The sequence below is a fragment of the [Rhizobium] kunmingense genome (assembly GCF_977018605.1).
This window is the reverse complement of sequence record NZ_CDRNXG010000001.1, coordinates 1,945,507-1,965,586: the sequence shown is the minus strand read 5'-3', so window position 1 is coordinate 1,965,586 and position 20,080 is coordinate 1,945,507. Positions and strand designations below refer to the sequence as shown.

16 protein-coding genes are annotated in these 20,080 nt (G+C 61.6%); 9 read left to right on the top strand and 7 right to left on the bottom strand.

Annotated features, from left to right (window positions below; translation table 11 throughout):
* Positions 1–114: 114 nt before the first annotated feature.
* From xylA to AC0JZ4_RS09220, 5 genes are all read right to left on the bottom strand, one after another.
* Positions 115–1,425 carry a xylose isomerase gene (xylA, locus tag AC0JZ4_RS09240; RefSeq protein WP_471886090.1) on the bottom strand — a complete coding sequence of 437 codons (1,311 nt, stop codon included), beginning with the start codon at positions 1,423–1,425 and terminating at the stop codon, positions 115–117.
* Positions 1,426–1,594: 169 nt separating this feature from the next.
* On the bottom strand, positions 1,595–3,049 hold the full coding sequence (xylB, locus tag AC0JZ4_RS09235) for a xylulokinase (protein WP_471886089.1): 1,455 nt from the start codon (positions 3,047–3,049) through the stop codon (positions 1,595–1,597).
* A gap of 36 nt (positions 3,050–3,085) precedes the next feature.
* A complete protein-coding gene (locus AC0JZ4_RS09230) occupies positions 3,086–4,111 on the bottom strand; it encodes a LacI family DNA-binding transcriptional regulator (protein ID WP_471886088.1) in 1,026 nt (341 codons plus the stop codon).
* 138 nt (positions 4,112–4,249) lie between these two features.
* Entirely contained in the window at positions 4,250–5,848 is a 1,599-nt protein-coding gene (locus tag AC0JZ4_RS09225; RefSeq protein WP_471886087.1) for a DHA2 family efflux MFS transporter permease subunit, read from the bottom strand.
* 45 nt (positions 5,849–5,893) lie between these two features.
* Positions 5,894–7,087, bottom strand: a complete 1,194-nt coding sequence (locus tag AC0JZ4_RS09220) for an HlyD family secretion protein (RefSeq protein WP_471886086.1) — start codon at positions 7,085–7,087, stop codon at positions 5,894–5,896.
* A gap of 117 nt (positions 7,088–7,204) precedes the next feature.
* Here AC0JZ4_RS09220 and AC0JZ4_RS09215 point away from each other — a divergent pair, with 117 nt between their 5' ends.
* Positions 7,205–7,906 carry a TetR/AcrR family transcriptional regulator gene (locus AC0JZ4_RS09215; protein ID WP_471886085.1) on the top strand — a complete coding sequence of 234 codons (702 nt, stop codon included), beginning with the start codon at positions 7,205–7,207 and terminating at the stop codon, positions 7,904–7,906.
* 118 nt (positions 7,907–8,024) lie between these two features.
* The gene (locus tag AC0JZ4_RS09210; protein ID WP_471886084.1) at positions 8,025–8,798 is read left to right on the top strand and encodes a TerC family protein; all 774 of its coding nucleotides are present in this window, start codon (positions 8,025–8,027) and stop codon (positions 8,796–8,798) included.
* A gap of 66 nt (positions 8,799–8,864) precedes the next feature.
* Here the strand turns inward: AC0JZ4_RS09210 and AC0JZ4_RS09205 are convergent, their stop codons facing one another.
* Positions 8,865–9,410 (bottom strand): glutathione peroxidase, encoded by a 546-nt coding sequence (locus AC0JZ4_RS09205; protein ID WP_471886083.1) that lies wholly within the window; start codon positions 9,408–9,410, stop codon positions 8,865–8,867.
* Between the two features lie 209 nt (positions 9,411–9,619).
* Here AC0JZ4_RS09205 and AC0JZ4_RS09200 point away from each other — a divergent pair, with 209 nt between their 5' ends.
* From AC0JZ4_RS09200 to lysS, 3 genes are all read left to right on the top strand, one after another.
* The gene (locus AC0JZ4_RS09200) at positions 9,620–11,389 is read left to right on the top strand and encodes an SLC13 family permease (protein WP_471886082.1); all 1,770 of its coding nucleotides are present in this window, start codon (positions 9,620–9,622) and stop codon (positions 11,387–11,389) included.
* 140 nt (positions 11,390–11,529) lie between these two features.
* Entirely contained in the window at positions 11,530–12,987 is a 1,458-nt protein-coding gene (gene gltX / locus AC0JZ4_RS09195) for a glutamate--tRNA ligase (protein ID WP_471886081.1), read from the top strand.
* A gap of 229 nt (positions 12,988–13,216) precedes the next feature.
* Positions 13,217–14,713 (top strand): lysine--tRNA ligase, encoded by a 1,497-nt coding sequence (gene lysS, locus AC0JZ4_RS09190; protein WP_471886080.1) that lies wholly within the window; start codon positions 13,217–13,219, stop codon positions 14,711–14,713.
* A gap of 216 nt (positions 14,714–14,929) precedes the next feature.
* Here the strand turns inward: lysS and AC0JZ4_RS09185 are convergent, their stop codons facing one another.
* Entirely contained in the window at positions 14,930–16,294 is a 1,365-nt protein-coding gene (locus tag AC0JZ4_RS09185) for a hypothetical protein (RefSeq protein ID WP_471886079.1), read from the bottom strand.
* Positions 16,295–16,549: 255 nt separating this feature from the next.
* Between AC0JZ4_RS09185 and AC0JZ4_RS09180 the strand changes: the two genes are divergently transcribed.
* Genes AC0JZ4_RS09180 through AC0JZ4_RS09165 form a run of 4 tightly spaced genes read left to right on the top strand, consistent with a single transcriptional unit; the run spans position 16,550 to position 20,058 of the window.
* The gene (locus AC0JZ4_RS09180; RefSeq protein WP_471886078.1) at positions 16,550–17,437 is read left to right on the top strand and encodes a metal ABC transporter substrate-binding protein; all 888 of its coding nucleotides are present in this window, start codon (positions 16,550–16,552) and stop codon (positions 17,435–17,437) included.
* Positions 17,434–18,357, top strand: a complete 924-nt coding sequence (locus tag AC0JZ4_RS09175; protein ID WP_471886077.1) for a manganese/iron ABC transporter ATP-binding protein — start codon at positions 17,434–17,436, stop codon at positions 18,355–18,357. Before AC0JZ4_RS09180 ends, AC0JZ4_RS09175 begins: the two co-directional genes overlap by 4 nt.
* Positions 18,338–19,225 (top strand): metal ABC transporter permease, encoded by an 888-nt coding sequence (locus AC0JZ4_RS09170; protein ID WP_471886076.1) that lies wholly within the window; start codon positions 18,338–18,340, stop codon positions 19,223–19,225. Before AC0JZ4_RS09175 ends, AC0JZ4_RS09170 begins: the two co-directional genes overlap by 20 nt.
* The gene (locus AC0JZ4_RS09165; RefSeq protein WP_471886075.1) at positions 19,222–20,058 is read left to right on the top strand and encodes a metal ABC transporter permease; all 837 of its coding nucleotides are present in this window, start codon (positions 19,222–19,224) and stop codon (positions 20,056–20,058) included. The genes AC0JZ4_RS09170 and AC0JZ4_RS09165 overlap by 4 nt, the downstream gene beginning before the upstream one ends.
* Positions 20,059–20,080: the final 22 nt, after the last annotated feature.

The window sequence follows — 20,080 nt, the reverse complement described above, 5'->3', positions numbered from 1 at the left end:
ATATGCGGCAAGATCACATTTTCGAGAGGACCTGAAAAACATTACGCTCCCGCGATGCGGAGGATCGCGGAAGGCATTTCTCACGGCTTCAGGCCGGCAGTGCCGGTTTGCCGATCACACGTACCGGTTCACGACATTTTCCAGATATTCCTGCCGACCGGAAACCGGCTCGGGATTGATGTTTTCCCGTTCGACCATCGCGGCGATCTCGTCGAGCTTGTATTCGCCGCGCAGCATCTTCTGCGCTTCCGGGCTGTCCCATTTCTCGTAGCGTGCGCGCAGCGGCTTCGACAGGGCTTCGTCCTCCACCATCTTCACCGCCGCCTTCAGGCCGCGGGCGCAGCAATCCATGCCGCCGATATGGCCGATCAGCAGGTCTTCCGGATCCAGCGACTGGCGGCGCAGCTTCGCATCGAAATTGGTGCCGCCGGTGGTAAACCCGCCCGCCTGCAGGACCTGGTAATAGGCCAGCGCCATTTCCGGCACATTGTTGGGAAACTGGTCCGTATCCCAGCCCGACTGGTAGTCGTTGCGGTTCATGTCGATCGAGCCGAACAGGCCGAACGCATTCGCCATCGCCAGCTCGTGCTCGAAGGAATGACCGGCAAGGATCGCGTGGCCCTGCTCGATGTTGAGCTTCACTTCCTTCTCCAGCCCGTGCTTCTGCAGGAAGGCATAGACGGTGGAGACGTCGTAGTCGTACTGGTGCTTGGTCGGCTCCTGCGGCTTCGGCTCGATCAGGATCGTGCCTTCAAAGCCGATCTTGTACTTGTATTCGACCACGAGATTGAGGAACCGACCCATCTGGTCGAGTTCGCGTGAAAAATCCGTATTGAGGATCGTCTCGTAGCCTTCGCGGCCACCCCACAGAACGTAATTGTCACCGCCGAGCTTTTTCGTCGCATCGAGGCAGGTCTTCACCGTCGCCGCCGCAAAGGCGAAGACATCCGGATCAGGGTTCGTCGCCGCACCCGACATGTAGCGGCGATTGGAGAACATGTTCGCCGTACCCCAAAGCAGCTTGACGCCGGTCTCGGCCTGCTTGCCTTCGAAATAGTCGACGATCTCGTCGAGGTTCCTGGTGTTCTCCGCGAAATTATTGCCCTCCGGCCGTACATCGGCATCGTGGAAGGCATAGAAAGGGGCACCGAGCAGAGAGAAGAATTCGAAGGCGACGTCGGCCTTCAACTTCGCCGCTTCCATCGTGTCGGAAAACCACGGGCGCAGGAATGTCTGGCCACCGAAAGGGTCGCCGCCCGGCCATGTGAAAGAGTGCCAGTAGGCGATGGCAAAGCGCAGATGATCCTCCATCCGCTTGCCCGCGACGATCTCGTCCGCATCATAAAAGCGGAAGGCCAGCGGATTGGTGCTCTCCGGCCCCTCGTATCTGATCTTCGAAATGTCCCCGAAAAATCCCGTACCCATCGAATATCTCCTCCTTGAGAATAGTGTGGTCGAACAGTTTCATCATTTCTGAGGTACGTAAATCATAATTTGGCGTACGTACCTCATTTTGCATATGCCTATGTCGCCGCGAACGTTGCGGCAGGCGGACGATGGCTGCGCCACCCCCCGCCCGCGGCGATAAATTTCGTTACCCCGAGATTGCCCGGATCGCCGGATAGGCCCTGCGGTACCGTTGGTACGCTGCCTCGTAGGCCTCGCCAAGCCCGCCGACCGGGTCGATCGTCGCCTCCGTCTTCGGCGCCGCGCAAACGGCGACCGGATCAGCTCCCGTTGCCGCAATCAGCCCGAGGCGCGCGGCACCGAAGGCTGCACCGAAATCGCCGTCGGCGGGAATATCCACCGGCACGCCGAGCGAGGTGGCGATCGACGAGAGCCAGTAATGCGAGCGCGAACCGCCGCCGATTGCCGTTACGCGGGAAATCGACGTACCGGCCGATTTCAGCGCCTCGAACGAATCCCGGATCGCGAAAGTCACGCCTTCCAGCACCGCCTGGGTCAGCACCACCCGGCTCGATTCGTGCTCCAGCCCGATGAAGGCGCCGCGGATCACCGCGTCGTTATGCGGCGTACGCTCGCCGGAAAGATAGGGAAGGAAGGTGACGCCCGTCGGCGCCTTCAGGGTGTCGCCGAGTTCGCCGGAAAGCTCGGCCGCCGGCTTGCCCATAACCTTCGCATGCCAGTTGATCGCATCGGCAGCGGAAAGAATGACGCCCATCTGGTGCCATGTCTTCGGCAGCGCGTGGCAAAAGGCATGCACGGCGCTTTCCGGCTTCGGCAGGTAGGAACCGTTGGCGGCGAACAGCACGCCGGACGTGCCGAGCGAAACGAAGGCATGGCCTTCCTTCACCGTGCCCATGCCGCAGGCAGAGGCCGCATTGTCCCCAGCCCCGCCGGCAACGATAGCATCATCGGAAATGCCCCATTTCGACGCCAGCTCGGAGCGCAGACGCCCGGCCTCGTCGGTCCCCTCGACCAGCGACGGCATCTGCTCCTCGGAAAGTTCCGTCGCCGCCAGAAGCTCCGCAGACCACTTGCGCGCACCGGTATCGAACCATGACGTACCGGCGGAATCCGACATTTCGGAAATATGCTCGCCGGTCAGCCACAGGCGCAGATAGTCCTTGGGCAACAGAACCTTCGCCACCCTGGCAAAGATCTCCGGCTCGTTGTTCTTCACCCAGGCCAGCTTCGGCGCAGTGAAACCGGGGAAAACGATATTGCCGGTGATGGCGCGAAAACGCGGATCCGCGTCGAGCGCTGCGGCTTCCGCATGCGAGCGCGTGTCGTTCCACAGGATGCAGGGGCGCAGCACCTTGTCGTCGGCATCGAGCAGCGTGGCGCCATGCATCTGGCCGGAAAGACCGATGCCCCTCACAGCCGAAAGCGCCGAACCATGCGCAGCCTTCAGCCCCGCAATTGCTTCCTCGCAGGCCCGGATCCAGTGCGCCGGGTCCTGTTCCGACCAGCCGGAATGCGGACGCGACACGTCGAGCGCGCCATTGGCCGAGCCGATGATCCTCTGATCGCCGTCGATCAGCATCGCCTTGACGCCGGAAGTGCCCAGATCGAGACCGAGATACATGCCTTTTCCTTTCCTCCTGCCCGTCCTGAAAAATCGTCAGGGCAAATTATCCTTCAAGAATATGTCGATGCGGATGCGCTCCTGCGCGGCGATCACCGACAGGCCGTCCACTTCGGCCTTCAGCACACGTATGGCGCTGCGAACCTCATGACCAGCATCCTGATTGAGTACGGCATCGATGAGGCCAGCCGACAGCGCGCCCCGCGTCGTCCCCGTCAGTTCATGTGCCACCACCACCGGACGCCGCTCCGGCGCGATCGCGCCAAGCGCCTGAACGATGCCGCGATTGCCCGCGCCGAGACTGTAAAGCCCGATCACGTCGGGATAGCGCGCAAGCGCCGCAGACACGAATTCCGCCGCGAGCGCCGGATCGTCACGCGCCTCCATGACGGGCAGGAGCGCAACACGGGAATAATCCTCTCCCATGACGGCCAGAAACCCCTCCAGCCGTTCGCGATGGTCACGCACCAGCATCGAGCCGGCAACGACCGCGACGCGCCCGTCGCGGCCACCGAGAAAGCGCCCGAGCAGGTTGGCGGCGGTGCGTCCTGCCGCATTGTTGTCGATACCGGCGAAATGACTGCGCTGGGAGCCCGGCAGGTCCGAGACCAGCGTGACGACCGCAATGCCGGCCGCCCGCAGCCGGGCAACCGCCGCATGCACCTCTTGTCCTTCGACTGCGACGAAGGCGACGCCATCCGGCCGGTCCTCGGCGAGACAATCGAGTGCGGCCGCAAGCGCCGGCGCGTCGAAAGCCGGGACATCGACCACACGGATCTGGGTCCGCTCGACGCCGGAGCGCGAGATTGCTGCGATCACCTCGCCACGCAGGCCGATCATGAAGGAATTGTCGTTGGAAGGCAGCACGAAGGTCAGCGAGTAGGTGCGACCCTTGGCAAGATTGGCGGCAGCGAGGTCGCGCACGTAACCGAGGCTGCTGATTGCCTTTTCAACGCGTTCGCGTGTGATGTGCCGCACGCCGGGCCTGCCGTTCAGCACACGGTCGACGGTCGCGAGGCTCACGCCCGCGCTGCGCGCTATGTCATGTACGGTGGGCTTCATCAAATCCTCCGCCAAGCGTCCTAACGCACATCATGAGGTACGTAAATCAGAAAATTCCACAAATTTGACCATAGAAAAAGGGACGCCGCATTTTATCTGCGGCGCCCCTCTCGGCGGTGGTTTCCGAATGGATTGAAGTCAGTGGCCGCCGCCACCGCCGCCGCCCTGTGGCGCCGGCTTGGCGATCGCCGCGACACCGAGGATCATCAGGGCAAAGAGCACGGTCAGGATCAGGAAAACGTCCGAGAACGACATCACCACCGCCTGCTTCGTCACCATCTGCACCATCTGCTTGATCGCGCCGGTCGCACCGTCGAGGCCATAGGCGTTCAGATTGGCGGCCATGCTGTTCAACTGGTCGACAGCCACACCGTTGCCCCAGTCGAGATGCTCGCGCAGCCGCTCGTAATGCACGTCCTGCCGGTTGGACAGAAGCGTACTGATCACCGCCAGCCCCACCGCGCCGCCGAGGTTACGGGTCAGATTGAACAGGCCCGATGCGCCGCGAATACGTGCCGGCGGCAGCGTACCGAGGGCGATATTGTTGATCGGCACCATGCACATCATCAGCCCGAAACCGCGCAGGATCTGCGGAATGAACAGCTCGTAGAAGTCCCAGTCGGCGGTAATGCCGGTCATGATGTAGGTTCCGGCCGCAAAGCTGACGAAGCCGATCACCATCATCGCCCGAAGGTCCATGAATGTCGAAAGCTTGCCCGCGATCGGCGCAGTGAAGAACATGGCGAGACCCGAGACGAACATCGTCTCGCCGATCATCAGGCTGTCATAACCGCGGATACGGCTCAGATAGACCGGGTAGATGTAGGTCAGCCCGTAAAGGCCGATGCCCATGACGAACGAAAAGATCGAGCCGAAGGCGAAGTTGCGGTTGGCGAACGCCGTCAGGTCCACCACCGGAAATTCCACGCTGAAGGCGCGGTAAAAGAAGATCAGCGCGCCGGCAACGGAGGCGACGGCGCCGATGACGATCAGGTGGTCGTTGAACCAGTCGTTGGAATTGCCCTCCTCCAGCACATATTCCAGCGCCCCGAGGAAAACGGCCATCGCAGCCAGCCCCGTCCAGTCGAACTTCTTGATCAAAGACAGTTCCGGCTTGTCGAAATCGATGAACTTCCAGGTGACGATCGCCACGATGATGCCCGGAATGATGTTGACCAGGAACAGCCAGTGCCACGAGAAGGCGTGGCTGAGATAACCGCCGACGGTCGGCCCGATGGTCGGAGCAAGTGTGGCGATAAGGCCGATGATCGGCGAGACGATCGCCCGCTTCGAAGGCGGAAAGATGGTGAAGGCGGCGGCAAACACGGACGGGATCATGCCGCCGCCGATAAACCCCTGGATGGCGCGGTAGACGATCATCTGGTCGATATTCGTCGCCGTTGCACAGAGCGCGCTGGCAATGGTGAAGCCGGCGGCCGAGAAGGCGAACAGGTAGCGGGTCGAGACGATCCGCGCCAGCGTGCCCGACAGCGGGATCATGATCACTTCGGCGATCAGATAGGATGTCTGCACCCAGCCGATCTCGTCGGAACCGGCGGACAGACCCGCCTGGATTTCCGACAAGGATGCCGAGACGATCTGGATGTCGAGAATCGACATGAACATGCCGAGCACCATGGCAAAGAAAGCGATCAGCTTTCTCCGGTCCATCGGCTCGTCCGCCGACATGGAAGCCGCGGGCATCGATCCTGCAGTTGTCGTTGCGCTCCCGGCCATGGGACCACCTCCGCCCCGCCAAGGGGCTGTTAGATCAGAGCGGGGTTACGGATTGGGCGCCGTGCGCGTGTCGACATCGACGACGACGCTGAGGCCTGCGCGCAGGCGACCCGTATCGAGCGCCTCCTGCGGCAGGGCGATCCTGACAGGCACGCGCTGGATGATCTTGGTGAAATTGCCCGTCGCGTTTTCCGGCGGCAAAAGCGAGAAGATTGAACCGGAGGCCGGCGCAATCGACATGACCGTGCCGGTGATCGCGTCATCGCTATAGGCATCGACATGCACGTTCACCTTGGAGCCCGGCTGCAGATGCTGGATCTGCGTCTCCTTGAAATTGGCGTCGATATAGAGCTGGCGCGTCGGCACCAGCGCCATCAGCCGCTGGCCGGGCGATACGAGATCGCCCTCCTGCACCGAGCGATTGCCGACGACACCGTCATAGGGTGCCTTCAAGACGGTGAAGGACAGGTCGCGTGCCGCCTTGTCGCGCTGCAGTTCCGCCGTGCGGATCTGGCCCTCGGCCTCGCGCTTCTGGGCATCGAGAATACGGATATTCGCCTTTGCGCTGGCAATCGTCGCCACGCCGCCGGCAAGGTTCGCCTTGGCCTGGTCGAGCGCGACATTGGCCTGATCGAGATCGGCAGCGGTGCCGGCGGATTTCGCCGAGAGTTCCGTCTGCCGCTTCTGCGTGATCTCGGCACCCCGCACGGAGGCGGCAAGGGCGATCTGCTGTGCCTCGGCCTGTTCGACGCTGGCATTGCCGGCAGCGATCTGCGCGTCGATGCGGGAAAGCGACAGCGTTTCGGTCTCGATCTGGGCATTCGCCTGATCGAGCGCATTCTGGTAATCGCCGCCATCGAGCGTGACGAGCACGTCGCCGGCCTTCACCTGCTGGTTGGCAACGACGTCGACCTTGGCGACGAAGGCCGTGACCTTCGGCGAGATGGTGGCGATATCGCCCTCGATATAGGCGTCGTCCGTCGACACCATGAACCGGCCATGCGTGAACCAGTCGTAACCGTACCACGCACCGCCAGCCAGAAGGCCGAGCACGATGATCGGCAGAATCAGCCCGCGCTTCTTCTTCGGCGCCGGATCCTTGGCGGATTGAGACTGCGTGCCGCCAGGCGCTTCGGTCGGCTGTCCCGTCGCGGGTGCGGCCTTCTCCTGCATCGGAGCCTCGTTCACGTTTTCGTTTGTTACTGAGCGCAGCGCGCCGGCATTCTTGGAGGCCGTCATCGGCGTAACCATCTCTTGAGGAAACCGGAACCAATCGAACCGATCAGTTCGGAGCGTTGACATAAAGCGGAACTTGGCACATATCAAGTCCGATCGAACCGATCGGTTCGAAAAAAAATGGAAAAGGCAGAAATGACGTCGTCAGGGTTAAAGAAAGTCTCGCAGAAGGAAGCGCCGAAGGCCGCAGGCCGTTTCGCTGCCGGCGAGGACCCTGCCAAGCGCGAGCAGATTCTCGACGGCGCCAAGCGTGTCTTCCTGCGCATGGGTTTCGACGCCGCCAGCATGAACGACATCACCCGTGAGGCCGGCGTCTCCAAGGGCACGATCTACGTCTATTTCGCCAACAAGGAAGATCTGTTCGTCGCCATGATCGAGGCCGAGCGAACGCTTTTCCTCAACGCGTTGCGGCTGGTTCTCTCCAGCAACGAAAACATCGAGACGGGCCTTTACGAATTCGGCGTCGCCTTCCTTGAACATATGACGGACGAAAAGATCGTCACCGCCATGCGCACCGTCCTCGGCGTGCGCGAACGCATGCCCGATCTCTGTTCACGCTTCTTCCGTGGCCCGCAGAACCTCAGAACCGTACTGCACGACTATCTGGAGAAAAGCGTTGCCGCCGGCAGGCTTGAAATCGACGACCTCGACCTGGCCGCCGGACAGTATCTGGACCTCGTCAGCGGCAGCTTTTTCAAGTTCCGCCTGTTCGGCACGATGGCCAATGCGCCGTCGCGCCAGGAGATCGACCGGGTTATCCGGGGTGCAATCCGGGTCTTCATGGCGGCCTATGGTTGCAATCACAAACCCGTGATCGAATAACGGCCCAGATCCCGCCAAAATTCAACGCCGCTTATTCAACCTGATCTTGTCTTTGGCGCCTACCCTCTTACATCGGGCAGGGCATTTACGCCTATTGATTGAAAAACAGGAGATATGGATGGACATTGCAGCGCTGTTAGCAGACCCGGCAGCTTGGGTAGCGCTCGTTACACTCGTGGTCATGGAAGTCGTTCTGGGCATCGACAACCTGATCTTCATCTCCATCCTCACCAACAAGCTGCCGCCCGAACATCGCGAGAAGGCCCGTAAGATCGGTATCGGTCTGGCGCTCATCATGCGTCTCGGCCTGCTCGGCACCGTCGCCTGGATCGTCCAGCTGACGAACCCGCTCTTCACCGCCTTCGGCCATCCCTTCTCGTGGAAGGACCTGATCCTCATCGCCGGCGGCCTCTTCCTCGTCTACAAGGCGACGAAGGAGATCCACCATTCGGTCGACGTCATCGACCACAAGGAAGATCTGGTCGGCGCCGGCAAGGAGGTCGTCCAGATGACCTTCAGTGCGGCCATCGTGCAGATCCTCATCCTCGATCTGGTCTTCTCGATCGACAGTATCATCACCGCTGTCGGCATGACCCCGCATCTGCCGATCATGATCGTCGCCGTTCTCGCGGCCGTCACCGTCATGCTTCTGGCCGCGACACCGCTTGCCAACTTCATCGAGAAGAACCCGACCATCGTCATGCTGGCGCTCGCCTTCCTTTTGATGATCGGCGGCACGCTGATCGTCGAAGGCTTCGGCGTCCATGTACCGAAGGGCTACATCTACGCCGCCATGGCCTTCTCGGCGGGTGTCGAAGCGCTCAACATGTTCTCCCGTCGAGCCAAGCAGAAGAACAAGGAAGTGCCCGGATCCGACGAAACGCGGCATTGACCGGACAACCCGACGAATACGAAAAGGGCGCCCGAAAGGCGCCCTTTTTACATGCGGACTGTCGCGTCAGCCAGCCGCCAGTTCCCTCTCGATCGCCTCGACCAGCCGATTGTCGTCGGCCGTCACGTCCGGCGCGAACCGGGCCTTGATCGTGCCGTCGCGGCCAATCAGGAACTTTTCGAAATTCCAGACGATCTCGCCGTCGTCGGCAACCGCGATGCCGAAGCCGCGCAACCTTTCCTTCATCGGGCCATCGCCCGTGGTCGGCACATCGCTGGCAGTCAGCGCCTTGTAGAGCGCGTGCTTATCCTCCCCCTTGACCGAGATCTTCGAGAAGATCGGAAACTTGACGTCATAGGTCGACTGGCAGAACTCCAGGATCTCGGCGTCGGTGCCCGGCTCCTGTTCCTTGAAATTGTTCGCCGGGAAGGCGGCGATGACGAAACCGCTGCCGCGCTTGTCGTCATAGAGCTTTTCCAGGCCTTCATACTGCTTGGTCAGACCGCATTTGGATGCGACATTGACGACGAGCATCACCTGCCCCTTGAAATCGGCAAGCGTCGTCTCGCGCCCGTCGACGCTCTTGACGGGAATGGACAGGATATCGGTCATGAAAAACTCCTCGGTATGCCAATGCGGGTCACTCTAGCCGCGCGCATCCGATTGTCCAGCGGCCACCCATCGTGTCAACCGAGGCTGAACTCGAAGATTTTTCAACGTGTTTGAAACATTCGCCGACCTCGGGCATTATCGCGGCAACCAAGACCGCCCCCGCCCTGAACCATCCTGCATACGCATCTGATTGCATCCTCCGGAGCCGCATGACAACCCAGCAGATCCTCGCCTTCGCCGTCATCGCCCTGATGATGGCCGTCTTCATCTGGGACCGATTCCGTTACGATGTCGTCGCCTGCTGCGCCCTTGTTCTGGCGGTGACGCTCGGCGTCGTGCCGACCGACCAGGCATTTTCCGGCTTTTCCGACGATATCGTCATCATCGTCGGCTCGGCACTGGTCGTCTCCGCCGGCGTTGCCCGCTCCGGCGTCGTCGACATGGCGATCAAGAAATTCTTTCCCAACCTCGATACGCTGCACACCCAGCTGGCGCTGCTGATGATCGTCGTGGCGATCCTCTCCGCCTTCATCAAGAATATCGGCGCACTCGCCATCATGATGCCGGTCGCCTTCCACTTCGCCAAGAAATCCGGTGCGTCACCATCGAAATACCTCATGCCGATGGCGTTTTCCGCCCTGCTCGGCGGCCTGATGACGCAGATCGGCACCTCGCCCAACATCGTCGTCTCGCGCATCCAGGAAGAGCTGACCGGCACCTCCTTCACCATGTTCGACTTCACCCCGATGGGCGTCATTCTCTGTGTCGTCGGCATCACCTTCCTGCTTTTCTTCCATTGGCTGGTGCCGAGCCGCACGAAAGAAAACAACTCGCTGGAAGAGGCCGTCGAAATCAAGAACTACACGTCGGAAGCCTCGGTGACCGCCAGCTCTCCGATCCTCGACAAATCCGTCGCCGACCTGTTGAAACTGGGTGACGGCGAGGTCATCGCCACCGCCATTCTGCGCGCGACGCGCCGCATGTCGCCCTTCCCGGATCTGAAGCTGCGCGAAAACGACGTCGTCATCCTCGAAGGCCCATCCGCAGCGCTCGACCGCATCGTTTCCGGCGCCAAGCTGCAGCTTTCCGGCAAGCCGCTGACCGGCGAGCAGGCGGAAGGTGACATCATTTCCATCGAGGCGATCATCAGCCAGGAATCCCAGCTGCGTGGTCTCTCGGCCAAGGAACTGGCACTGTCCTACACCCGTGGCGTCAACCTTCTGGCGATCAGCCGCCACGGCGAGCGCCTCAAGGAGCGCCTCGGCGGACTGACGCTTGCAGCCGGCGATATTCTGGTTCTGCAAGGGTCGCGCAAGACGATGCCGACCGTCATGCAGGATTTTGCCCTCCTGCCGCTTGCCCAGCGCGAAGTGCTGCTCGGCACCCGCAGGCGTGCCTTCATTCCGCTGATCATCCTGGTGCTCGCCATGGCAACGACGGCAGTCGGCTTCGCGCCGGTTCCGGTCGCCTTCTTCGCAGCAGCACTCGGCATGGTCGTCTTCCGCTGCATTCCGTTGACCGATTTCTACAAGTCGGTGGATGGCCCGATCCTCGTCATGCTGGCCGCCCTCATCCCGGTTTCCGACAGCCTGCGCACCACCGGCGGCAGCGAACTGATCGCCGGCTGGCTCGGCCAGGCAGCAGCCACTCTCCCGGCCTGGGGCGCGCTCGGCCTCATCCTCGTCACGGCAATGGCGGTGACGCCGTTCTTGAACAATGCGGCGACCGTGCTGGTCATGGGGCCGATCGCGGCAAGCTTTGCCACCAATCTCGGCTTCCGCCCGGAAGCCTTCCTGATGGCAGTGGCAATCGGTGCCGGCTGCGATTTCCTGACCCCCGTCGGCCACCAGTGCAACACGCTGGTCTTCGGTCCGGGCGGCTACAAGTTCTCCGATTACCCGAGGCTCGGCCTGCCGCTCTCCTTCCTCATCATCCTCGTCAGCATTCCGGCACTGCTCTGGATATGGCCGGTCAGCTGACGCCAAGGGCCTTGCGCGCACCCAAAAACCTTGACGCTCGTGCCTGAATATGGCCTAAGCCTGCCCCAATCCCTATTCCCGGAACAGGCTTGGCGTCGCCCTATAATAAAAGACGGCGCGCCTTGAGTTAGAGCAGCAAGATGATCAATCCTACGCCCCGCGTCCGTATTGCCCCCTCGCCGACCGGCGAGCCGCATGTCGGCACCGCCTATATCGCCCTCTTCAACTACCTTTTTGCCAAGAAGCACGGTGGCGAATTCATCCTGCGTATCGAGGATACCGATGCCACCCGCTCGACGCTCGAATTCGAGCAGAAAGTGCTCGACGCGCTGAAATGGACGGGCCTGACCTGGGCTGAAGGCCCGGATGTCGGCGGCCCTTACGGTCCCTACCGCCAGTCCGACCGCAAGGACATGTACCAGCCCTACGCGCAGGACCTGCTCGACAAGGGCCATGCCTTCCGCTGCTTCTGCACGCCCGAGCGGCTCGAGCAGATGCGCGAAGGCCAGCGCGCCGCCGGCAAGCCGCCGAAGTATGACGGTCTGTGCCTGCATCTGAGCGCCGAAGAAGTCACGTCCAAGATGACCGCCGGCGAAAGCTCCGTCGTGCGCATGAAAATCCCGACCGAGGGTTCCTGCGACTTCACCGACGGCGTCTATGGCGACGTGTCGATCCCGTGGGACAGCGTCGACATGCAGGTGCTGATCAAGAGCGACGGCATGCCGACCTATCACATGGCCAACGTCATCGACGACCATCTGATGAAGATCACCCATGTCGCCCGCGGCGAGGAGTGGCTGGCATCTGTTCCGAAACACATCCTGCTGTATCGCTACTTCGGCTGGGAAGCACCGGTGTTCATGCACCTGTCGCTGATGCGCAATGCCGACAAGTCGAAACTGTCGAAGCGCAAGAACCCGACGTCGATCAGCTATTATTCGGCGCTCGGCTATCTGCCGGAAGCACTGATGAATTTCCTCGGCCTGTTCTTCGTGCAGATCGCCGAAGGCGAAGAGCTGCTGACCATGGAAGAGCTGATCGGAAAATTCGATCCGGAAGCGCTGTCCAAGGCCGGTGCGATCTTCGACCTGCAGAAGCTGGAATGGCTGAACGGTCGCTGGCTGCGCGAAAAGCTGACACCGCAGGAATTCGTCGCCCGTACCCTCGAATGGGCAATGGAAAACGACCGTCTGACGCAGGGCCTCGCGCATTCGCAGAGCCGCATCACCAAGCTCGGCGACCTGCCGAACCTCGCCGGTTTCCTGCTTGCAGCCGACGTCAACCTGACGCCGGCCTCGTTTGCGGGCCTTAAAACCTCGCCGGAAGATACGCTTCTCATCATCAACACGGTTCAGGCCGACATCGAGAAGATGATCGAGTGGAACGTCGAAGCCATCGACGCCGAGCTGCGCGCCGTTGCCGACAAGCTGGAGAAGAAACTGCGCGTCGTCACGCCGCCGCTGTTCATCGCCATGTCCGGCTCGTCGCGTTCGCTGCCGCTGTTTGACTCGATGGCGATCCTCGGCCGCTCGGTGGTGCGCCAGCGCTTGAAGATTGCAGCAGCCGTGGTTTCGTCCATGGTGGGCGACGGAAAGTAATTGCCCAGGTGGCGATTTTGCGCAGACGCCGCTCCGCTCTCAGCCGTCATCCTCGGGTCAAGCCCGAGGATCTGCAAGGGTAGCTACGGATGAGGCGAGGCTGCCAGCGGAAATGTGATTAGATCCTCGGGTCAAGCCCGAGGATGACGGATGCGGAGAGGTTTCGTCCATACGGCGCCAGAACGCACCCGGTAACCCCAACGAACACAGCCCGAAAAAGGCGAACACGATGACCGACACCAAGACCGAAACCGCCCTCTCCTCCGACGCCACCGAAGTGCGCGCCCAGAAGCTTGCCAAGCTGCGCGAAACCATCGGCGACGTCTACCCGGCGCATTTCCACCGCAGCATGACCAATGCGGAACTGGCGGCGAAATACGAGAACCTCGAGGCCGACACGGAGACGGAGGACAGCGTCACCGTTGCCGGCCGCGTCTATTCCTCGCGCAATTCGGGCATGTTCATGGACATCCATGACGCCTCGGGCAAGATCCAGATCTTCTCCCACAAGGACGTCACTCCGGAAGAAGCCCGCAACATGCTGGCGATGATCGACCTTGGCGACATCATCGGCGTCACCGGCACCGTACGCCGCACCAAGCGTGGCGAGTTGTCGATCAACGCCAAAGAAATCACCATGCTGACCAAGTCGCTTCTCCCCATGCCGGAGAAGTGGAACGGCATCGCCGACATCGAGATCCGCTACCGCAAGCGCCACCTCGACATCATGAGCAACGAGGAATCGAAACTGCGCTTCCAGCAGCGTTCGAAGATCGTCTCCGGCATCCGCCATTTCATGGAGGAAGACGGCTTCATGGAAGTCGAGACGCCGATGCTGCATTCCGTCTATGGCGGCGCGACGGCCGATCCGTTCAAGACCCACCACAACACGCTGAAGCAGGACATGTACCTGCGCATCGCGCCGGAACTGTTCCTGAAGCGCACGCTGGTGTCGGGCCTCACCGACAAGGTGTTCGAGATCAACCGCAACTTCCGCAACGAAGGCGTCTCCACCCGGCACAATCCTGAATTCACAATGATGGAATGCTACTGGGCCTATGCCGACTACGAGGACGTCATGGACCTCGTCGAGCGCATGTTCGCTGAGCTGGCGGTCAAGATCCATGGTTCGACCGAATTCGCCTATGGCGACAAGACGCTGTCCTTCAAGGGCCCCTTCAAGCGCGTGCCGATGCCTGACGCCGTCAAGGAAGCCACCGGCATCGACTTCCTCGCCATGAAGACTGATGAGGAAGCCCGCACCGCTGCCAAGGCCGCCGGCTTCGAGGTCGAGAAGGACTGGACCTGGGGCGAATGCCTCGCCTTCATCTTCGAGGAAAAGGTCGAGGGCACACTGATACAGCCGAGCCACGTCACTCATTTCCCCAAGGACATTTCGCCGTTTGCCAAGGAAGTGCCGGGCGAACCGCGCCTCGTCGAACGTTTCGAGACCTATTGCAACGCCTGGGAACTAGGCAACGCCTTCTCTGAACTGAACGATCCGGAAGAACAGCGCCGCCGCATGGTGGAACAGCTGGAACAGGCCCACGCCCGCGGCGAGAAGGACAAGCAGCTCGACGACGAGTTCCTCGACGCGATCGACCAGGGCATGCCGCCGGCCGGCGGCCTCGGCATCGGCGTCGACCGCCTGACCATGCTTCTGACCAATGCCCCGTCGATCCGCGACGTCATCCTCTTCCCGGCCCGCAAGGCCAAGGCGGATTGAGAAATGCAGGAGGGGGCAAACGCCCCCTCGCTTACCATTTCTGGAATTTAGCCATCGTCTAGGATTTCGAAATTGCTTTCTCTCCAGCAAGGGGAGAGAGACTGGCGGATGCGGCGCTGTGCCTCTCCCCTTGTCGGAGAGGATACAAAAATCAGCATCTTAGCTTTAGCTAAGCGCTGGATTTTGTTGGCGAGGGGAGATCCCCCCACCCGAACCTCAATGCCCGGCCTTCGCCGCGCCTTCCGGCGCACCCGACTGTTTCCTGAACTGCTCCAGCCACGCCGCACCGGCGGCATCGGCTTCATTTGCCCCGTCAGCAGCGGGTTCTGCTTCGGCATGCTCGGCGGAGGCTGGGGGAGCGGCATGATCTTCGGAACGGATCTCGCTCGCCTCGTCTGCCTTGGACCAGCCCTTGCCGCCCTCGGCCGTCGTTCGTGCCGCCTTCGGCTCATCGGGCACGGTGGCCGCATGGCCCTCGTCGGCCGCCTTCGCCGCCTCATGCCCCGCATCGACCTTCGCCTCGTCATGCGATGCATTCTCGGCATCGTCGGACGAACCGCCAAGGATCATGCCCTTGACCTGACTGAAGAACCCCTGCTCCTCGGCCGGCTCATCTGCCGCAGCCTTTGCCTTGTCGTCAGCCGCAGCCTGATCGCCATGGTCTTCACCGCCCGATGAGGCTGCTTTTCCGTCGCTTGCGCCGTGACCTTCACCGGCCGGGACGCTTGCATGCTCTGCGCCGGCCGCAGCGGCCGGCTCTGGGCTCGAGCCGAACAACATGCCCGTGACCGAACTCATGAAGCCGCCGCTTTCCGCCGACACCGCTTCCTGCCCCTCGCCCTCAGTCGCGGCAGGGGCGTGCCCTTCGGCTGCAGCGGCATCGCCGCCTTCCGGTGCCGTCCCGTGCGCGGCGGGCGCTGCCTCACCGTGACCGGCAGGCTTCGCCTCCTCATGGCCTTCGGGCTTTGCCGCGCCATGACCGGCGGCGGCGGCGGGCGCATGAGCACCGGCACCCGCTGCCCCTTCAGGATCCAGACAGTCGGCCTTGTCGGTCAGCTTGGCTTCCAGATGCTCGACGTCCTCCAGCGGAAGATCGACCCGCATGCCGTAGAACTCGCCCTTGGCGGTCGGATTTCCATCGAGATAATAGGCCTGATAGCTATTCGAGGAGACACCGTCCGGCAATTTGGCAGGGTCGGGAATGTAGACGACCTGCGCCGCAATCATGCGGCCGCGCATCTGGGCGCGATCCTTCGGCCCGGTCGGGTCGATCATCGCCACCTGCACGAGATCGGCATGTTCCTTTTCCTGCACGGAACGCGCCACGCGCAGCGCCGTCTTCAGCCGCGTCATGCCATCGGCGCTCTCGGCGCTGGTCACGTATTTACGCACCCACAGCGTCTTGTCCTTCTTGATCCGCACCGTCTGCAGCGTGCTGCATTCCAGCCCGTTGATATCACGATAGGAAGGACCGAGGATCTTGTCTGCGCCGATCAGCACGGCGGCCGCGCCGCTGGCGCCGCAAAGGAGAAGACCACCGCCCAAAATAAGGACGAACTTCTTCGACAGCCGGATCTTCATACGCCGAACTCCGGCATGCTCAACTCCAATTACACAATACAAATCTTGGAATACTGGGCGGCATATTCGTCCAATCTTATTGAGGAAGGTTTAAGCGATTTTGCCTGCCGCGCCCCGGCGAAACCCGCGCATTCCTCGCCATCGTGCCATAACGGACCAATCCTTATTGCGAATGAGTTGCAATAGCATTGACTCCGAAAATTTTGTCATTAGGTTAGATTGCAAATGATTTGCAACAGCAGTTAAGGTAGGCCCATGAAGCTTTCGAAATTTGCCGCTCTCGCCATTTTCGCATTCAGCATTCCCTTCGCCGCACAGGCTCAGGAAAAGCCGAAGGTCGTCACCACCTTCACCATCATTGCCGATATGGCGAAGAACGTCGCCGGCGATGCCGCGACCATCGAAAGCATCACCAGGCCGGGCGCCGAGATCCACAATTACCAGCCGACCCCGCGCGACCTGCTGCGCGCCCGCGATGCCGATCTCGTGCTGCGCAACGGCCTCAATCTGGAACTCTGGTTCGAGCGTTTTCTGCAAAACCTCGGCGATGTGAAGAACGTCACGGTCTCCGACGGTGTCGAGCCGATGGCGATTGCCGGCGGCAACTATCAGGGCAGACCCAACCCGCATGCATGGATGTCGCCGGAAAACGCCGTCATCTATGTCGAGAATATCCGCAAGGGCCTGACGGAGATCGACCCGGCCAATGCCGAAACCTACGCCGCCAACGCGAAGGCCTACACGGACAAGATCCGCGACGAGGTACAGCCGATCCGCGACGAGCTTGCCAAACTGCCGGAAAACCGCCGCTGGCTGGTGACGAGCGAAGGAGCATTCTCCTATCTCGCCCGCGATTTCGGGCTCAAGGAACTCTATCTCTGGCCGGTCAATGCCGACAGCCAGGGCACCCCGCAGCAGGTCCGCGCCGTAATCGATGCGATGCGTGAGCATGACGTCAAGGTGATCTTCTCCGAAAGCACCGTCTCCGACAAGCCGGCCAGACAGGTCGCCTCCGAAACAGGTGCTGCCTATGGCGGCGTCATCTATGTCGACTCGCTTTCGGAAGAAGGCGGCCCGGTGCCGACCTATCTCGACCTCCTGCGCGTCACGACCCAAACCATTGCGAAAGGCCTTGCCAAATGATGATGGGCAAAACCAAGCCGGCAAAACCGAAAGGCGCCGGCTTGAAGCTTGAGAATGTCAGCGTCGCCTATCGCAACGGCCACACCGCCCTCAAGCACGCCAGTTTCGAAGTCCCGAAAGGCACGATCACGGCACTCGTCGGCGTCAATGGCGCCGGCAAGTCCACCCTCTTCAAGGCGATCATGGGCTTCGTCTCAGTCAACGAGGGTACGGTCGAGATCCTCGGAATGCCGGCCCGCGAGGCATTGAAGAAGAACCTCGTCGCCTATGTGCCGCAGTCGGAAGAAGTCGACTGGGACTTTCCGGTCCTGGTCGAAGACGTGGTGATGATGGGCCGCTACGGCCACATGAATTTCCTCCGCATCCCCTCCCGCCGCGACCATGACATGGTGACGGAAGCCCTCAAACGGGTGAACATGGAGGACTATCGCAAGCGCCAGATCGGCGAACTCTCCGGTGGCCAGCGCAAGCGCGTGTTTCTCGCCCGTGCATTGGCGCAGGAAGGCCAGGTCATCCTGCTCGACGAACCCTTCACCGGCGTCGACGTGACCACCGAGGAACAGATCATCACGCTGTTGAAGGCGCTGCGCGACGAAGGCCGCGTCATGCTGGTGTCCACCCACAATCTCGGCAGCGTGCCGGACTTCTGCGACCGCACCGTCTTCGTCAAGGGCACCGTCATCGCCTACGGCAGGACCGAGGACACATTCAACGAGGCCAATCTGGAAAAGGCCTTCGGCGGCGTGCTGCGCCACTTCATCCTCGGCGGCGCCGACCTGCATGACGATGAGGACCCACGCCACGTCAAGGTCATCACCGATGACGAGCGCCCCTTCGTCACCTATGGGAACGGCGTACACAAACCCAAGGCGAAGCGAAGGAAGAAAAAGGATGGCGTCGATGCTTCAGACGCTTCTTGAGCCCTTCACCTACGGCTACATGCTGAACGCCATCTGGGTTTCGGCCCTGGTCGGCGGCGTCTGCGGCTTTCTCTCCGCCTATCTGATGCTGAAAGGCTGGTCGCTGATCGGCGATGCACTTTCCCACTCCATCGTTCCGGGCGTTGCCGGCGCCTATATGCTGGGCCTGCCGTTCTCGATCGGCGCGTTCCTGTCGGGTGGCCTCGCCGCCCTCTCCATGCTCTTCCTCAACCAGCGCACACGGCTGAAGGAGGACGCGATCATCGGCCTGATCTACACCTCCTTCTTCGGTCTCGGCCTGTTCATGGTGTCACTGTCACCCACCTCGGTCGACATCCAGACCATCGTCATGGGCAACGTTCTGGCCATCTCGCCGGGCGACACGCTGCAGCTCGTCATCATCGGCGGTGTCAGCCTCGTCGTGCTGGCGCTGAAATGGAAGGACCTGATGGTCGCGTTCTTCGATGAGAACCACGCCCGCACCATCGGCCTGAAGCCCGATGCGCTGAAGGTGATGTTCTTCGCCCTGCTGGCCGCCTCCACGGTCGCCGCCATGCAGACCGTCGGCGCTTTCCTCGTCGTCGCCATGGTCGTCACCCCCGGCGCCACCGCCTATCTGCTGACCGACCGCTTCCAGCGCGTCGTGCTGATGGGCCTCGGCATCGGCGCCGGCACCAGCTTCCTCGGTGCCTATCTGAGCTACTTCCTCGACGGTGCGACCGGCGGCATCATCGTCGTGTTGCAGACGGCAATTTTCCTTACAGCCTTCGTGTTTGCCCCCAAGCACGGCATGCTGGCCTCCCGCCGCCGCATGAGGGCATCTCTGGAAGAGAAGACGTCGGAAGCAGCCGAAGGGACCGCACGATGAGCGACGCGATCGATCTCCTCCTCTTCCCCTTCCAGGTGGACTTCATGCGCACCGCCTTTGCGGTGACGCTGATGATCGCCCTGCCGATGGCGATCCTCTCCTGCTTTCTGGTGCTGAAGGGCTGGTCGCTGATGGGCGACGCCGTCTCCCACGCCGTCCTGCCGGGCGTCGTCATCGCCTATATGCTGGCGATCCCGTTTTCCATCGGCGCTTTCGTTGCCGGCATGGTCTGCGCGCTCGCAACAGGCTTCCTCAAGGAGAACAGCCGCATCAAGGAAGATACGGTGCTCGGCATCGTCTTTTCCGGCATGTTCGGCTTGGGGTTGGTCCTCTATGTTAACGTCCAGGCCGATGTGCATCTCGACCACATCCTCTTCGGCGACATGCTCGGCATCCTGCCCTCCGACCTCATCGAGACGACGCTGATCGCCATTGCCTCGACGATCTTCCTCGTCATCTTCCGCAAGGATCTTCTCGTCCACGCCTTCGACGAACAGCATGCCAAGGCGATAGGCCTGCCGACGCGCCTCCTGCATTACGGCCTGCTGACGGTCCTGTCGCTGACCGTCGTCGGCGCATTGAAGGCGATCGGCATCATCCTTTCGGTCGCGCTGCTGATCGCACCGGGCGCCATCGCCTTCCTTTTGACGCGGCGTTTCACGAGCATGATCGTCACCGCCGTCGTCATCGCGCTCACCTGCTCGATTGCAGGCATCTACCTGTCCTTCTTCCTCGACAGCGCTCCCGCCCCGACGATCGTGCTCTTGATGACGGCGATGTTCATCGCAGCCTTCATCCGCACCATGTGGCAGGCGAGACGGGCGACGGCCTGAATTCCCAGAGACGACAAGCGGG

Bases quoted from the DNA above. Each gene is read 5' to 3' on its own strand.
- xylA (WP_471886090.1), bottom strand. From the start codon at position 1,425: ATGGGTACGGGATTTTTCGGGGACATTTCGAAGATCAGATACGAGGGG.
- xylB (WP_471886089.1), bottom strand. From the start codon at position 3,049: ATGTATCTCGGTCTCGATCTGGGCACTTCCGGCGTCAAGGCGATGCTG.
- AC0JZ4_RS09230 (WP_471886088.1), bottom strand. From the start codon at position 4,111: ATGAAGCCCACCGTACATGACATAGCGCGCAGCGCGGGCGTGAGCCTC.
- AC0JZ4_RS09225 (WP_471886087.1), bottom strand. From the start codon at position 5,848: ATGGCCGGGAGCGCAACGACAACTGCAGGATCGATGCCCGCGGCTTCC.
- AC0JZ4_RS09220 (WP_471886086.1), bottom strand. From the start codon at position 7,087: ATGACGGCCTCCAAGAATGCCGGCGCGCTGCGCTCAGTAACAAACGAA.
- AC0JZ4_RS09215 (WP_471886085.1), top strand. From the start codon at position 7,205: ATGGAAAAGGCAGAAATGACGTCGTCAGGGTTAAAGAAAGTCTCGCAG.
- AC0JZ4_RS09210 (WP_471886084.1), top strand. From the start codon at position 8,025: ATGGACATTGCAGCGCTGTTAGCAGACCCGGCAGCTTGGGTAGCGCTC.
- AC0JZ4_RS09205 (WP_471886083.1), bottom strand. From the start codon at position 9,410: ATGACCGATATCCTGTCCATTCCCGTCAAGAGCGTCGACGGGCGCGAG.
- AC0JZ4_RS09200 (WP_471886082.1), top strand. From the start codon at position 9,620: ATGACAACCCAGCAGATCCTCGCCTTCGCCGTCATCGCCCTGATGATG.
- gltX (WP_471886081.1), top strand. From the start codon at position 11,530: ATGATCAATCCTACGCCCCGCGTCCGTATTGCCCCCTCGCCGACCGGC.
- lysS (WP_471886080.1), top strand. From the start codon at position 13,217: ATGACCGACACCAAGACCGAAACCGCCCTCTCCTCCGACGCCACCGAA.
- AC0JZ4_RS09185 (WP_471886079.1), bottom strand. From the start codon at position 16,294: ATGAAGATCCGGCTGTCGAAGAAGTTCGTCCTTATTTTGGGCGGTGGT.
- AC0JZ4_RS09180 (WP_471886078.1), top strand. From the start codon at position 16,550: ATGAAGCTTTCGAAATTTGCCGCTCTCGCCATTTTCGCATTCAGCATT.
- AC0JZ4_RS09175 (WP_471886077.1), top strand. From the start codon at position 17,434: ATGATGATGGGCAAAACCAAGCCGGCAAAACCGAAAGGCGCCGGCTTG.
- AC0JZ4_RS09170 (WP_471886076.1), top strand. From the start codon at position 18,338: ATGCTTCAGACGCTTCTTGAGCCCTTCACCTACGGCTACATGCTGAAC.
- AC0JZ4_RS09165 (WP_471886075.1), top strand. From the start codon at position 19,222: ATGAGCGACGCGATCGATCTCCTCCTCTTCCCCTTCCAGGTGGACTTC.